This is a genomic window from Nostoc sp. LPT, assembly GCF_017115165.1.
GTDB lineage: Bacteria > Cyanobacteriota > Cyanobacteriia > Cyanobacteriales > Nostocaceae > Nostoc.
The window spans coordinates 1-16821 of sequence record NZ_JABXKF010000078.1 but is presented as its reverse complement, the minus strand read 5'-3'; the positions used below and the strand labels follow the sequence as shown (position 1 = coordinate 16821).

Annotated in this window: 9 protein-coding genes; all 9 read right to left on the bottom strand. The window is 43.7% G+C overall.

Annotated elements, in window-relative coordinates; genetic code table 11:
- Positions 1-100: 100 nt before the first annotated feature.
- Positions 101-3523 carry a DISARM system helicase DrmA gene (gene drmA / locus HWQ58_RS16720; RefSeq protein WP_292864649.1) on the bottom strand — a complete coding sequence of 1141 codons (3423 nt, stop codon included), beginning with the start codon at positions 3521-3523 and terminating at the stop codon, positions 101-103.
- Positions 3524-3634: 111 nt separating this feature from the next.
- Positions 3635-7624, bottom strand: coding sequence for a DNA methyltransferase (locus HWQ58_RS16715; RefSeq protein ID WP_292864646.1), 3990 nt, complete (start codon positions 7622-7624; stop codon positions 3635-3637).
- A gap of 14 nt (positions 7625-7638) precedes the next feature.
- On the bottom strand, positions 7639-10860 hold the full coding sequence (gene drmD, locus HWQ58_RS16710) for a DISARM system SNF2-like helicase DrmD (RefSeq protein ID WP_292864643.1): 3222 nt from the start codon (positions 10858-10860) through the stop codon (positions 7639-7641).
- Between the two features lie 352 nt (positions 10861-11212).
- Positions 11213-12688 carry an NACHT domain-containing protein gene (locus HWQ58_RS16705; RefSeq protein ID WP_292864640.1) on the bottom strand — a complete coding sequence of 492 codons (1476 nt, stop codon included), beginning with the start codon at positions 12686-12688 and terminating at the stop codon, positions 11213-11215.
- Between the two features lie 95 nt (positions 12689-12783).
- On the bottom strand, positions 12784-13014 hold the full coding sequence (locus tag HWQ58_RS38475) for a hypothetical protein (protein WP_366838108.1): 231 nt from the start codon (positions 13012-13014) through the stop codon (positions 12784-12786).
- A gap of 135 nt (positions 13015-13149) precedes the next feature.
- Positions 13150-14067 carry a GUN4 domain-containing protein gene (locus HWQ58_RS16700; protein WP_292864637.1) on the bottom strand — a complete coding sequence of 306 codons (918 nt, stop codon included), beginning with the start codon at positions 14065-14067 and terminating at the stop codon, positions 13150-13152.
- A 59-nt stretch (positions 14068-14126) separates the two neighbouring features.
- A complete protein-coding gene (locus HWQ58_RS38470; protein WP_366838106.1) occupies positions 14127-14249 on the bottom strand; it encodes a hypothetical protein in 123 nt (40 codons plus the stop codon).
- A gap of 100 nt (positions 14250-14349) precedes the next feature.
- Positions 14350-15954, bottom strand: a complete 1605-nt coding sequence (locus tag HWQ58_RS16695) for a COR domain-containing protein (RefSeq protein WP_366838087.1) — start codon at positions 15952-15954, stop codon at positions 14350-14352.
- Entirely contained in the window at positions 15899-16729 is an 831-nt protein-coding gene (locus tag HWQ58_RS16690) for a hypothetical protein (RefSeq protein WP_292864634.1), read from the bottom strand. Before HWQ58_RS16690 ends, HWQ58_RS16695 begins: the two co-directional genes overlap by 56 nt.
- Between the last annotated feature and the right edge of the window lie 92 nt (positions 16730-16821).

Genomic DNA, 16821 nt, shown 5'->3' with positions numbered 1-16821 from the left:
AATAAATTATCAAACCACAGAGACGCAGAGAACACAGAGAGAGGAGAAATTGAGAGGATTTTTGTGTCAGTTTTGGGATATTTTTTGATTTGTAAGTCCATTAAACTTCTTCCTCTATTTCTAAACCAACAGGGTCACGCACAAAAAGTTTCACTACTGGCTCGACATCCCGCAAGCTGCGTTGGGCTTTGAATTTTTGCCGATCGCTACTTTCTTTGTCCGCCTTGGGGTCAAGGGCATCAAGTAGTAAAGGGGCTGCCATCTCTATTTCATTGCGTTGATATTGTAAGTGTTGGTCTTGCACGGCAATATGTTGCCATGTATCTAAACGGTCTATAACTTGTCGCCGGATTTCTTGACGCAGACTTTCGGCTTCATCGGCTTTTAAGGGGCTATGTCCTTCTGCACGTTTAACGATCGCATCCACCACAAAATCTAAAAGCAGGCGATGTTGGGTAATTTGAGCAGCACCCAGAGGTGCTGTCATTTCTGGATTACCTAATCTGGCAAGGGCAACGGTAACACCTGATAAACCCCGATCGATGGCGCGGGGTGAGAAGGGAGTAACGCTACTTGCTTCCACTGTGCGGTAGAAAGTATCATGCCAGATTTGAAAACGTTCGTAGTGAGAGCGATCGCGCGGTCGGTGAATGTTGAGTAAGGTAACGACTAAACCAGGTTTTTCAGCTTCTCGACCGACGCGGCTGGTGGCTTGGATGTATTCGGCAGTGGTTTTCGGCTGTCCTAAAACTACCATCAGCCCTAGGCGCGTGATATCTAGCCCTACGGAAATCATGTTAGTTGCTAGGGCAATATCAACTCTTTCTTTCTCATAAAAAGGTAAAGCTAGACGACGTTTGGTATTAGCAACTTTGTTAGTGCTGATGCGAGAGGTTAATTCTTCTGGTTCATCATCTATTTTGCGATCGCAAAATAAGCTAAACGGTTCTTGGTAGCGACGGCGATCGCCATAATGACTCAGGCGCGAGTTTACCTCATCTTCCACTAGGCGGCGACTACCACCTAATTCCCGCAGGGAATTAAAATAACCTAGCAGTGTCATATAAGGGTCAGCAGGATTATGCTGATTTGTTTTTCCGCCGGCATCTTCCCAAGCTTGTTTAGCTGCTCCCAACAGGGCTAAGTATGCTCGTAACAGAACTACCTTAAGGCTGCGTCCTTGGGCTACAACTCCGACATAAAGCCGTCCCGGTGTATTAGTAATTGGTACGGTTTCGGCAAAAAAGGAGTCGTGGCGATCGGGCCCAGGAGGCGGAAAAATATCTACCTGGCTGTGACTAAATAAAGCTTGAATTTGGCGCTCCGCACGGCGGACTGTAGCAGTGGAAGCAATAATCTTCGGTCGGATAGTTTTATCATTGTGCGCCACACTACACAGAACATCGATAACCGTTTCGTATAATCCCACCATTGTTCCCAGAGGCCCAGAAATCAAGTGCAATTCGTCTTGAATAATCAAATCTGGTGGGGGTAAATTTTTGTCTAAGGCTCGACCTTTGGTTTTAGCATCAGCTGGCCCAGTGAATCCTACTTTTTCATCAAAATGAGTTACCTTGCCAAATAGCGCTCCAGTTTGACCAACCCAAGGCAGATTCGCAAATTTATCAACGGTGGAAATTATGAAGCAAGGAAGCCGTCGATAGATTTGTTCATCTACGGCAACGATGGGTAGGGGGTTGTTGCCTTTAAATACACAAGCAGGTTTACCATCTGCGTGTTTTTTCCGGTTGTCGCAGATTACCCGCAGGTCAGTAGGTGCATCGGCAAGTGGTAAAAGTTGAAACGATCGCGCTTTCAATTCCGTGCCACACCAAGGACACCTTTCTAGGGGAATCGGCTTTGGTTTATGAGGATAATGCCGATCAAAATCTTGAGTCCGCGCCCAAGCTGAATTATCTTTGTCGCCTTTTTTACCCATTTTATTGGGTGTAGCACCCTGCCCAACCCACAACCCAATCTCAAAGGGATGCTTACCTAGTCTAGAATTTTGCTGACGTTCTAGTTCTAAGGCACAGACGAGGGTTGCGGCTCTTTCCAATTGGTCTAGGGTCAGGAGGCGCAGAGTGTAGCGCATGAGAACGCTGACACCAGCAGAGTGGATACTAGGATCGCGCAGACGACGCAGCACGAGAGTGAACGCTGCTAACCCTAAATAGGCTTCGGTTTTGCCACCACCTGTGGGAAAGAACAGCAAATCGACAATTTCCCGATCTGGATGTTCTGGTTGAGCAATGCTCAGAATGTTCAACAGCAGAAAAGCTAGCTGGAAAGGTCGCCACTTCGGTGGTGAAAAGTCTTCAGGGGATTTGTCTGGATTATCGTGAGTTCGGCGTTGTCTTCTAGCAGTTGCTAGGGCTTGGTTAGCAATTTGAAAAGCTTCTAACACCAGAGGATCGTCTAAAGCTTGTAATCCAGCGGCAATGCGTTGCTTAATCCTGCTAGCTGTGGTTAATAATTCACTAGCAATCTTTCCTTGGTGCGGTTCAGTGGGGGCTGCGGCTTGCTGTTTGGTAATCCATTTAGTATATGCAGTCACCATTGGGTAAACCATCTCAGATATTGTTGCCGCGTCTTTTGCCTTAGCCAATGCTTCCATGCCTAGTTCTAGCCCCGGAATATCTGCTGGTTCTACTCTGGCCACCTCTGCTGTGGGCATCCAGTTAGTACGAATTTCTTGACAGATATGATTCGAGCTAAGGATAGTAATAGCAGAAACGTTGTGTCCAACAGCATATTCGCAATCGTTGCGGTATTGCAGGCTTGACACCGCTTCGTCCCTGTCTTGGCTGTTTTGCCCCCGCAAGTTAGGGCGGGATACAAAAGCGTCAGCTGTGCGGATGGTGAGGCAGGCTTGAAAAATAAAACTGATGTCGTGCTTTTGGTTGGGATTGTTGCTGCGGTAGTTAACTAAGAATACTGAAACTGAACGCGTACCAACAGGGAGTTTTTGTTGAGGTGATGAAGCTACAGCCCGATTTGACACAAATAACTTTAAGCCGTTGCTGTCTGGAACTTCAATCTGAATTTTTCGCTGATTTCCCAGCAGGGAAATAGGCATACTAATGCAATGAGGAGAGCGTTGCCATAATTCTTGCTTGGCTGACTGAGGATTCTCGCTATCATCTAATTCTGTTTCGCTTTCAAGAAATTGGTAGTCACCCCACTGGACAGTTATATTCAGTTCTGTGGTATTTTCTGGTAGAAGAAAGCTCAAGCCAATGGAAGAAGGAAAGTGAGCTTTACGGGCTGAGGAGGTTTCGGGAGCATTGGCATCTTCATTAGTATCACTGCTACTAAGTTGTTCGAGTGTGTCATCTGCTGTTTCGTCCGATCGCACTTCAACAGGCGCTCCAAAAGGTACTAAAAAACCTGTAAGATACCACTTAGAAGGAGCTTGGGTGAGGATTTCCTCGGCATATTCAACATCATCAGGGGTTGGCCCCACCAAGTCTAGTTGCATGGCGCGGATTAGATGCGATCGTACTTCGGCAGATGTGGTCATAATGAGGGCAGGGAACAGGGAATAGGGAACAGGGAACAGTAAGTGTTCATAAATGATTTAGGATGGCTATGCTTTTTTGGGAATTCATCGGTATGGCTAACGTTGAACCTCTCACATAGAAGTAGAGGGGAAATCAGGAATAGTTAAAGTCGTTTCCGTCGCCTTGCGAGATTTCGCTACTTTTTTAGTATTCCCTTTTGCCTTGGATTTCTCAGCAGCTTTACCGCCTAAAATTTCTGCTTCGGCGTATTGCTGGTTGAGTTCGAGTAAGCGGGCTAATACTTCGTCGTGAATTTCTTCGGGCCAACGGTAGCGCCAAGGCTTTTTCTTCTGGCGTTTGCTGGTGTTTTCGTCGTCTTCTTCGTCTTCGTAATCAAGCAGGAAGGTGCAGTCTGTGGAAATATCTGTCCAGCCGTAAGCATCGAGAACGGCGCGATCCATTTGGGCGTGGAGTAAGCGTAGTTGTAAAATATCGGGGTGGCGTTCGTCGGGATCGTGGAAGCGGTTGTAGGTGTCGGTGAGTCCCTGGTTGTTGCGAACCATTAAGGCGGCACGGTATTCGTAGTATTCTTTGCCTATGGTTTCTAGCGTGGGGTTGGTTTCCCAGTTTTCGGGGAAAGGGAAGGTTTGGAAGCAGTCGGTAGGAGAATAGTTAAGATCATCCTTCATAGTAGAAGAAAAAAATCTTGCGAATATTTCGTGAATACGACTTTGTAAAATAGTAAAAGCTGTATTTCTATCCATTGCAAAAACGACTAGTTTATGAGAATAAACTATCCCATTTGGTAAAAAGGCAAAAGATAAATTTTTACCGATAATGCAACTTACCAATACGCAATTAAGAGGGGCAATTGCACTACGGAGTTCTACTCTATCTGCACCAAACAACCACCATTTTTCAGCAACAGTTTTATTCCAGGAATTTTTGGGAGGTAGTGAAATTCTTTGAGGCTTAACCTTTTTCTCTACAATCTTCATCAAATCAGGATATTCCCTAGCCTCAGCCTCAGTCATATCACCAAAGTTAATCACATAACGATGATGTGCATGAGTTGGACTTGAGTTAACCTCTTCACCCCCAATATAAGGAAAAATTCTCTCGATATTTTTGGGATTTTGTTCAATCAACTGGTGCATTTCAGTAATAGGTGTAGCATCAGGATTAGAATCGTCAAATGTAAAACCCATTCCTAATACGATGCTACCCTGAAAGCTTTTGTCAGCATTTACTAATAACACTTTGGGATTTTCATTGCCACCAGTATGAAATAAAAATGCAGAAATTAAATTAACCTCTCGTCCATCTAGCAATTTTCTATTTTCGTATTTCCCTTTAAAAACATGAATAACACTCACGACAACCGCCGCTAAACCCGGCCACTTTAACCGCTTTTGAGCATTGTAAATCGTACCGCCCTGCTCACAGATATATCTCAAACCAGTGCTGCGAGTGTCACCTTGGGCAATGGTATTTGTGGCAATTAATCCAAAACATCCAGACTGGCGTAAAAGGCTAAACGCTCGTCTGAAAAAATGCGCTACTAAATCAGCATTCCCATGAGATTCTGGATTAACAACTTTTAACCAATCCTGATAACCAGAAGCATGAGCATTTATTGTTGTATTCTTCCCGGCAAATGGCGGATTACCAACAATCGCATCAAACCCCGTATTTTCTCTATCAAATACTTCTGGAAATTCAATCTCCCAATTAAATGCCGGAACTGGTTTCTCCCCATACCTCAACTCTGCACAAATACGCCTGACATCTAAATCATCTTCTTGATTTTTCTGCCATTGATAAAACTTCAACCATGAATTATCCCGCTCATCCTTTCTCGCCTTGTCCTTATCCTTAGCGAAAAATGAAGCAATAACCAAATCCCCTTTCAGTCGAATATCCCCCAACTCTGTTTCTATATTTTTGTAAAAATCGCGTTTAGCTGCATAATTATCTTCATCTAAATTGTGAATTCCATTGCGATAAAACTTCGCTTTCTCCATTGCTAGATTAAACAAAGGTAAGTTTGGGTCTTTATAAGTCTTGTCTTCATCCCAATTAAACGTTTTAATTTGTTCAGAAGTCAACCCAACTAAAGAATCTCCCCACTTCAAAGCATGGTCTAAAAACGTAAAAGGATGAGCCTTCGCCAAAGTCGCCAACCACAAAGATAATTTAGCCAAATTCACCGCAAAGGGGTTTTTATCCACACCATACAAACACCGTTGCGCTACTAACCGCCGTGCATAAAGTAACGGTTCTTCATCAATTGGAATTTCAGGTAATACGTTTTGCTTATTCCACGCTTCAACTAATTTTTCAGCCAACTGACGACAACTTTCGACCAAGAATGCGCCCGAACCCATCGCCAAATCACAAACTTTCAACTCTAAAATCTGCTCTGGTGTAGGGTTTTCTCCCAAAGCCGATAAAATCGGTCTGAGAGTTTCTTTAACAATCGGCTCAGTCAAAGCACGAGGCGTATAATGAGAACCACTACGCCGCCGTTCTTCCCCCGGTTGCAAATACAGAGAACCCACAGGCATTAAACTCGGCGTTTTTGGTGATACCTTGCGTCCTAACGCCGCCACTACATCCTCTGCTGTCGTCGCATCCTTTAACTCAGTTAAGGATTTACCAGTAATTTCACAACCTGCAACATCCTTTAAATATTTAGCCCGTTCTCCCACCTTCGTTTTGAGAACTTCCTCAACGCTGACAACCACCGTCACCGAAGATTTGGAACCTTTGGGTTTACTCCAAACACCGATAACAGGACTACTTGCTCTTTCTACCTCATAGCCCATAATCGCTTCATAGACGGAACCAATTTGTTCAACATCTAGAGAACGGTAAGACAGACGTTCTCCATCCAATACCAGCAACCCTTGCAATACTCTGTGAATTACCCCATCTGAAATGCGAGGCGGTTCAAGACTTTCCCCTGTTTGATATTCTGTAGACTGGGAACGACCTTCTAAAAACCGATATTCATCTGGGTCAAATAGTTGCCCATGACGAGCAGGTAAGTACAAATCAGCATGACCCCCGCCTTCGTAAACCAAACGAAACAGACTCAGCAACCATGCCCAAGCACCATACCTCTGATCCATTGTATCCGGGTAGTTGCCTGCATCTTCTCTCAAGCGCTCGTAAAGTCCACTAACTGAGTAGTAACGTGTATAAACTGCATCTTGAGACATCAGTCCCCGGTCTTCAGCGTAAAGCAGGAATACCAATCGCAGCAAGATGGTAATCAGTCCACCGTAAATATGCTGAGGCGCAGTAGTGGCAATGTCACTCACTAAGCAGCTTTTAGTGGTTGCATCTGCTATTTGGAAGCCGCGCAGTAAATCCCATAAAGCCTCTAATACCTGCTCTGCTAGCTTTATAGAGACATCGTTTTGATATTTCCGGCTTTTTTCCAGGATTGCAGACAAACGGCGATCGCTAGGGACATTAAACAGTCGATCAGCCGAGAGCAACATCTCCATTGCACCCAAAATCAGCCGCCCAGATACCTCACACATCGCCTGTACAGGAAAAGTCAGGTGTCCCGATGACTCACCAAGTGGTGCATAAACCAAACGCAATTCTGTACCGTTGCACAATAGCCCAGTATAAACTTTTGTTTCTTTTAAAAGGCGCTCAAACTTAGACTGGGGGCTAGCGTGCCAACCAGTAGATTTACTATCCTCCGCGCCTGCATTGTCAAGTTCAGTACCATCAGGAAGCACCTGTACCAGCATCATCCAGTTGCCATTAGGGTCAGGTACAGCATACGTGGGTATCAAAACTTCGTTGTAATCTGGGAGTGCGATCGCTAATTCCTCTGGACTAACAACTAAATCTTCTGGTTGCCAACCTAAAACATTGATAGTGAAAGCAGGAAAGTCGTCAATTCCAAAGGTTTCTTTGTCTATATCACCAGAGAGGGGTTCGCGTCTGGCAACTTCTTGCAATGTTTGTTGCAGTTCCACTACATTGCGGTTAACCACAGCTTGGGCTGCTGACAATGCAGGCGGAGACACCACCAACCCCACCGGCTGGAGAAAGCCTAACCATTCTTTATGTAAGCGAATTTCTGGATCGTTTGCCATTGTTTATACTCCCTCTAGCCGGAAATCGGCCATAAATAAATTACGCCGACTGGCTCAACTCGCACTGCTTTTACTTTGTAGGCGGCTTCAATCCGGGCTGGTTCTGAAACTAGTTCGGTTGCGATCGCTTGAAGGCGTTTCTCCCAATGGCGACGGTCTGCATCCAATTGGCGCTGTTCCTCTATGAATGGAAGAGACAACTGCACTGCCTTAGATTCTTCCTGACACTTGATAATTCGCGTCTGTTGTTCTTCCAGAATGTTCTTCATCTCAGCAGCTTCTTTAGTACCCCGATTGGCCAGCTTTTTCTGTGCACTTTCTGCCAAACCTGTGGCGCGGCGTTCCAAATGCGGAATTAATTCTGCTACATCTTGGGCAGCACTTTTTTTCAGTCGCTCTTTCACTGCTTCGGCAACTTGCAGCAAGTGTGGGGAAGCTAGGGAATTTTCGAGTAATTCTAGTACGTTGTCTTTCTCGCCTTCTCTTAAAGGCTGAAGTTTCTTGCGTCCCCGGCTGGTTGGGTCTGACCACTCTGCTGCTACTGCAATCACCTGGTCGTGCAAGCGAGAAGCCCGTTCACCATACAGAGCCAGCCGTCCCAGTGCAATCACTTTTGGCATTGGGTCATTAGTCAGACAAACACAAGCACGAGTTAATTCATCATGCAAGAAACCCTGAGCTAAAAATCTGCTCAGTAAACGCTGGACAATTCTGTGTTCTAAATGCAGATGAACTACATCCCCATCTAAAGAACCAGGATCTCGAAAGACTACAGGGCGAATTGGTGCTGATTTTCGCCATTCCCAAGGCTTTTGTCCGATTTTCCGAGGTGTTCTCAGGGTATCAAGTGTAGTTGACCATGTAGGATCTGCACCAGTACGCTGATCGAGAGCCGGAATTGTCCAACGGGCAGTGACAGGATTGTTAGCAACCTCATTCACATCTACAGGGGCAAGTGTTGGGACTCCCAGAATTTCTAAAGAAGCAGAAATTGCATTACGGAAGTGATTGTCATCTAGTCCCAACCAAACCCGCGAGTCTTTCAACATTTGTTGTAACTGCTCAACTTGTTTAGTCAAATCCTGTTGGCGGAGTCTGGCTTGCTCCAGTTCTTCATTAATTATTTGCGTGTTTACTGTTTCCTTGTTATTGAGTTGTTCTGCCTGATTAATCGAATCGGCAAGATGATTTACTTCTTGGTGGCGAATCCCATTAGCCAGTAAGCGCGACACATTTCTTTCAACTACTGGTGCAAGGCTACCAAGTTCTTGTTGAATCGTGGCTGTTTTCCGCACCAGTACATCCAATACTTTGTCTTCTGTGCGTTGCGGTAAGACAAAGTAGTAGCAATGGACAACAGGCGATCGCTGTAATTTGCGGTCAATCCGTCCATTGCGCTGCTCCATCCTTGATGGGTTCCACGGCACATCAAAGTGGAACAAGTCAGCACAGTTGTTTTGCAGGTTCACCCCCTCTCGTGCTGCATCTGTGGCAATCAGGATTCGCAGGGGATGACGCGCCGGATCAGCGTTAAATGCACTTTTGATAGCTTCGCGGCGTTCTTCTCCAATGCCTCCGTGAAATACATCTATGCGTTCTTGTTCACGGTTAGAGCCAGCGATCGCACTTTGTAATTGCTGTTGTAAATAACGTTTAGTATCTGTATATTCTGTAAAGATAATTACTCGTCGTTCTAACCAAGCAGCATTAGGTTGACCCAGATCGGGACAAAGATTTTGGCGAATCCACTCCACCAGTTGTTGAATCCTCGGATCTGGCTGGTAGCGAGAGGAATTCGCAACATCCGCCATTTCATCTAAAATTGCTAATTCACGCGCTGTTTGTCCCGCAGCTTGCATACTAGCTGCTGCCATTTGAGCATCTTCTTCTGCAATTACTTCCTCTTCGGAAAATTCAGCCCGTTCGTCATCTGCACCAGGGGATTCAAACAGCAACGGTAGACTGGCTTGATGTGTGGAGGGGCGGTGAGCCGCTTGTTTTTCCATCCCCGTCCGATGCACCTTTAAAGTCCGAGCAAATGCCTCAATGGAAGACAAAAGACGCTTTTGTAGCGAAGTAATTACCAGCATCGCTGTGGTCTGGGTAGACTTCGCTGCATCCTTAAGTCGTTCTTCACGCAGATTGCGATATTGTTGCAGCAGTCGGGATAATTTGAGTTCGGGCGCGTCTTCTGGCAGGTTATCAATAACTATAGGAAGAACGTAGCGTTGGGGAAACTCTTCTCCGATCTCCCGTAAGTCTTGTTTTAAGCGCCGCACCATTACAGTGTCCAGTAACTTGCGATTACGAACGGGTACTCCTCGGCAGAAACGCTGGGGATCAAGGATTTCTAGTAAGGCGGCGAAGCTGTTGGAATGTCCATTGTGGGGAGTGGCAGACAAAAACAGCTTGTGTTCAAAACGCGGTGCTAAATCTCGAACAGTTTTGGTAAGTTGGGAATCAACGGCATACTTTGCACCACTCGCAGGTGCAGCATTATGAGCTTCATCAAGGATGAGCATGGAAGCAGCTGCAAAATCACCAAGCCAGTCCCGTAATGGTGCGGCATAGGTTTCATCTCGTAGCAAGGCGTGGGAAATAATGAACCTAGTGTGTGTCATCCAAGGGTTAATTCCATAACCCCGTTCTTGACGACGCGCAGCAATAAACTCACGGTCAAGAATCATAAATGTGAGTCCAAAGCGACTCTCCATTTCTTCTTGCCACTGACGCACTACCGATGGCGGACACGAGATAACGACTCGTCTAACTTTCTGCCGCATCAACATCTCACGCAGTATCAGTCCCGCCTCAATAGTTTTGCCCAAACCGACATCATCCGCAATAAATAAACCGACTCTCGGCATTAGCAAAGCTTTACGTAGCGGCTCTAATTGATAAGCTTTGACTTCTATACCCGCTCGGTAAGGCGCTTGAAAAAGCTTGGCATCTGTGGAGGTTACGCAATTCCACCGTAATGTGTGCAAATAAGCAGAAAACAGGCGCGGATTATCAAAACCTCGATTCGCTATCGATTCCCATGATGTCGCCCCTACGATTTTCGCATCTATTTCCCGTTCCCATAGGACTTCTAGCGATTCTCCTAACGCATCATCTTCTAAACAAGAAAGACTAACTTTAGTGTCTTGCTCTGGAGAGGGTTTCGACACAACTTCTTCTACAAGATACTGCCGCGATCGCACGCGCACAATCTGTCCAGTTACAATGTCAGTCACTCGTGTCTTCCTCTTTGTAACTGGACTGGTATTATCCCTCCTCTAATCATGAAAACTAGCTCCCCTAAACCCTTATGTCTAATGACTGGTTGGACTAGAGTGCTAAGAAAGCAACTATACTTTTTTAGTAGCAGGTATAAAATAGTTTATTAATCTATTCGAGTCTTAGCACCTGCTACATCTTATAAAGTATTTTTCTATACGGCTATATTATTTAGCTAATTATCAAGTAAATTTTAAAGCTTATATTTTTATTGGTAATTTACAAATTATTTTTCTCTGAAGTCTTACGTAGATTATTTCTCAACCCCAGGACAACATTAAAGTTTTTCAGTAATAACACTTAGTTTTTTTAGAGTAAGCGATATTTTGTTGTACGACTTTGAGATAGCTTCCTTCGAGTAGCGATCGCCTTATGCTTTAGCCCAATTTCCAAAAACTCTGCTATGTAACCCTCAATTTCTGACTGTTCAAACAAAACATACTGCGGCTGTTCAAACTTTTTCACTGCTAGATAACTAAGTAATTCGAGCTTCCGTTCTGGTGATAAATCTCGGTAAATCTCATCTCGCTCAATCTCCCGTGAGTTTTCCCACTGCTCTAGTAGTAGCTCTAACCCTTCCTCATAAAGCTTGGAATGCTGTGAGTAAAAGTTGCCAGTGTAGTGAAACACAACACAAGTCAAACTCAACAAAATTGGTGTAATTGCTAAATCCCGAATCGGTTTATTTGTTTCTAGAAGAAGCTCATTTAGAAACTTCTGCACTCGTGCTAATCCTGCTGAATCATCCTTCGTGACTGCTTTAAACCAATGCTCAGAAAACGATCGCACCTGGCCTTCATTAAAATCTGCTACTTCTACATAGTCAAATCGCTCAAACTGCGATTCTTGGCTCTGCGTTCGACAGGTCAAAATTACCTGCACCTGCGGATAGTCACGAGCAAACTGCTTAATTTGCTTGGTGATATTCTTACCATCTTCTCCTGTCACTTCATCCAAACCGTCTAGCAAAACCAATGCCCGACCTTGATGGAAAATCAAATCAATTTCTGCATTTGATAACTGCCAGCACTGCTCAAAATAACACTCCAACGAATAGGCAAACTTACGTCCATCATCTACAAACTCTCGCAGTTTAATCAAGGCTGGAATTCGGTGTGTTTGTAGATGGCCAGCGTTGCATTCTGTAACTACTCGCTGCAAATAGGTGGTCTTCCCTGAACCTGGTTTACCCACGATCATGAGATTTGTATTCTTCGCCAGCACCTCCAGCCCTGAAACCCGTTGTCGCTCACTGCCCAAGCCTATGCGAGCCAAACTGCGATCGCCCGAATACCTCTGCATCCCTGTTGTGAAATCTTGCCACAGGTCATCGAGTTCTGACTTCCGACTACTGCTCAGTTCCTCTAGGATGTTCACATCCACAAATAAATCACCTAAAGGAACCCAGTGAGCTACACCCCATAGTGGCATAGTGCCATGTAATCGCTGGATATCATCATGAATGAGCGATCGCACTTGTTGCATCAGTTCATCAACAGACTGCTGATTCTGTTCTTTAAATGCAGCAAATTGACCAGTGGCTTTTAGTTCCTCAAGGAGAGACCGGACAATTTCTCGAATTATTTCTGCATCTGCGCCGTAATAAGTGCGATCGCCTATGTGAATTTCCTGCCCTTGTCCCAGGTTGACTGCATATTTCCCTTGCTGAGAGACAATCTGACCACTACCACTGAGCGATCGCCGCAGGACTGTCATATCAGTCTCAGTCTGCTGGTTTTTGACTATGCGATCAAGTATGGCGTTTAATTCTTCAGGGGTGGTCATTTTGATTATGGTTCAGCAGTAAATTTTTATTTGGGTTAGAAGGCGATCGCAGCTAAGTGGCTTTCTTTTCTCGCTGTTGTCAGCATTGCCTGATTTTATCGTCTCCAAACTTTAATCGTCTGATCTCTTCCTCCACTAATTAGTGTTTCTCCATCTGGACTAAATGCGCTCGATGTCACACCTCTGCGATGTCGTTCCGGAAAAACTTGTAATTGGTTTTCAGTAATTTTCCACTTTACAATTGTTTCATCATTACTTCCACTGACTAAAGTTTTACCGTCTGGACTAAATACAAGACAAGTAACGGCATCTGAATGGTGTCGCAGAGTTTGAGGTATTTCTCCAGTATTCAGATGCCAAAGTTTAATGGTATTTCAACCCGATTCAGGATTTGCTGGAGGCTTTCAGGATGTGTCATTGAATACTATTATGTGCTGAATTATGATGATGGCAAAACAACTTTATAGATTGAGACACGCAGTCAGTAATGAAAAAAGTTTGCGGACTTTCAACTCTTCTAGCCTTCCTCCTTCCCACCATGCTTGATCGTGAGAGAGTTCGTATTCCAAATTTCTCTTAAACTCCTCTTTATCAACCTTGTCACCTGTCAAAAATCCACCAAATGCCATAAAATCAGCAAGAAGTTGTTTTTGCCAATCCTGTTGCATGATTGTTTTTGTGGTGTTTCGCAGTCCATGAACAAAAGCATTTAAAGGTGCATTGTCCATTGTAACAACCTGCATAATTCCCCAAAGGAGATGACCTTCTGGTGCATGGGTAGGGTTGACAATAATTTGGCTAGAGGAAATCCAAGTTTCCTGTATGCGCCAGCCAACGCGATCGCCAAATGCTTGTGGATTTTTTTCGCATTCATTGAAGATTCGCTTCTGTACGCTAAACCCAAAACGTTGATTGCTGTACTGCAACCACAGGCGATCGATAATTTGGAGAACTTGAGAGGGAAAGTTTTGAATGTTGTCGTCGGTTAGCCAGCCTTCTTGTTCTCTGTTGACTGTCTTCAGAATAATGATTTTAGTTGTATCATTAGCTTCTCTCCATCTTCCTGAACCCAACAAATTTTTCAAGCTTATGTACTCTTGTTGGGGCAATTCTCTAGGAAGGAGAGGGATAGAATCAAACTGATTTTTGATAAATTCAATTAAAGCTTGGATCGCTTGTTCATCCCACTGGTTGTAAATGTGATCGCCTATATGTATGTCTCTACCTTCACCAATATTAATGTTGTATTTGCCTAGTTGCGATACAATTTGGCGATCGCCAGTCAGAAGTAGCTGACGTAAAAATGTTATGTCCTCATCGGTTTGCTGTCCATTTTCAACCTGATGCAGAATTTGCTTGAGGTGTTCAGAATGTGTCATTGAATACCTTTAGGTGATTGAATTGTAATTACAGCAAAGGGGCTTTATTATTCTACAGCTTACATTAGTGAATTCTGGGTTTTACAGGCACGTAGTGATCGCCGTAGAGTTTGCATATTACTCTTAGTGTCTTCATCATTAGCAATTGGGTCAAAAATCACGCTTAAGTTTTGGGGTGAAATATTCTAATCGCGTAGCGGCTCTGAAAGAGTATCGTAAACCTGAATATCCTGCTTGTCTGATGTTGACACATTACTACCACGAGAAAATCTTCTCAATCTTTTACCAACGGATTGCTGCTTTAATATTTTTACAAATGTTCGCCCAAGCTTGATTCTCTTGTGCAGAGTTCAGGCTGTCTAAAGGTTGACTGGGAGGATGCGCTGACTGATACTTTTCAATTTCTGTTTCCTCATAGTTGCTAAAATTCAAAGGTATCCAAATAATCGTCAGTCCTTCGGCTTCAGCCGCATCTAATAATGGCGGTAACTCATTATCGACAATAAAGTCTGATGCTAAAAAATCCGGGCTAACTAACAATACTGCCACTTTTGCTGCTGCTAAAGCTTGTTTAATTTCTTCGCGCCACTTTGCACCAGGTTGAATTTTAGTATCGTCCCACACTACCATATTTTGGTTGCGAATCATTGGCTTGAGGTGTTTCTGGAGTTTGGTAAGCCACTCCTGATCTTGATGACTATAGCTAATGAAAACTTGATTTCTGGTTACAGGTTCAGACATGGGTATTTCCGAACTTGGTGAAGTCGGTAAAACATCGTCAATTAGTTTGCGGACATCTACCATACGAAAACTCTTCTGGCACTGGATTTGGTAATTACGCGCATCCAGGGAGTTGTACAACACGTCTCGCTCATAAAAATAAGGCGTTTGACTATCCTTACACTTTTCACAGTTGCAGGGAACAAGTGTTTTATATTCCAGGCGTTCGTAAGACTTATGGATTTTTTCCAGTTCATGGTTAATAACTGCTAGCAGTTCTTTCTTGCGTTTTCCTGCTACGCGAACTTTGATTTCTCGTTGATTGTAGTGTTCAATAACTTCAGCACGGGTTTCGTCTTTAGCAAGAACAACCCCTATTTTCCAAACTAGGGTTTGCTGTTCAATATCGGAGTGGATTTCGACTATAAACCGTGTGAGAATACCTTTCGGCATGAAGTGATATTTATAGCCCAGGATTAGATTATTGGATTCATCCCAATTGAAATCAGGTTGGTTGGCAGAGAGTAATTGAGGTGCAATATAAGTGCCAGGGCTACTAGGAATTTCGTAGCACAGTTTAAATTTCATCATTAGCCGCAAGAGTTCTGCTCGCATATTGGCGTATTTGTTTTCTTGCCAGATATTTTTTAAATCATTGGGGTTAAATTTACCTAGTTTTTTAATGACTTGTGGATTATCTAATACTTTGTAAACGGCATCTGTACCCCAAGTAGGCTTGAGAATCACGGTTTTTATTAAAAAGTCATCATCTTGGAAGTGAAGGCATACACCTAAATCATGTAGATAGCCACTGAGTTGAAGTTTATCCTCCTGTTTATTAAAACCATGTTCTTGACAAATGTTAAAATATTCTTCCAAGCTAATATATTCGCGGGAGTCATTTTCTAAAGCTTCCCGCACTTTGACCCAGGTTTTAGGGAGTTCTATTCCTACATGAGGTAGGTTAGTAATATAATGCTTTATTCTATTTAGGATTTCTGGTAGACCGCGATTAGTGGCAAGGTTTGTAGTGAGTATTTCTTTAAAATTGCTGAATTCGCGCTGTAACTCCCGCTCGTTTATTTCTCGTTTACGTTCCAGCTTTTCATTTTTAATAATTAGCAAGGGGCTGTTGTCGCTTAACAATTCTACTAACTTCGATTTCATTAGCAAACTTTGCATACTCTCCACCCAAACACCTCAAAACCTGAGCCGTAACTGTTGCAAAATATCCAAGTTCCTCAGCAATCTTACTATCCTCAACTTTTTTTGGATTCCTCAATACAGCAGCAAATTTATCCAATGACCAATTTAATTTTTTTGCTACATGTTTCGATACCTCATCCACCACATTCAAAACATACTTTGAAGGAACAGAATCAACTAATAACTTTCGTACTCCCTCTATAAAATCATACTGAACATAATCAGGATTGGTATCTACATTAATCTCAGATAACGGCTTTAATAATCCGCCTAAAAATACCTCAGCCACATGAACTTGTTGAGACTCTTTTAACACTATTTCCTGAATCAATCGCACAATTGGCAGGCTAATCATAGGAGCAGAAGCTAATAATCCCGCCAATTTTCGTGCCATCGGGGAAGCTGTGACTCGAAACGCCTGTACACGCTGTTCTGCACTCAAATCACCATGAGAAAGATTAAATAACCCAGTTTCCTTTTTAACTGGAGTTGCATCTAACTTAAACACATATCCCGATGTCCAAATACTGCCCTTACCCGACAACATTTGCGCCCAATTAGCAACCTTATCTTGTTCTAAGGTAAATACAGGAACTTTAACGCCCGTTTCTTCCTCTAGTTCATCCCACAATGACACTTCCTTGGCGATTAATTTCTGGTTAAATACCCCTGGAGTCAATCCCTGTAACCCCACTTCTGAGGCTCTACCTAAAGCTGTTCTCTGAAGGGGTGACAAAGAAGCTAAAAAGCAGATTGGATAAAGAACATAGCACGCAGACCCTTCTGAAAATAGGGTAATTTATTGGGCTTTAAACGCATAAGCTCATG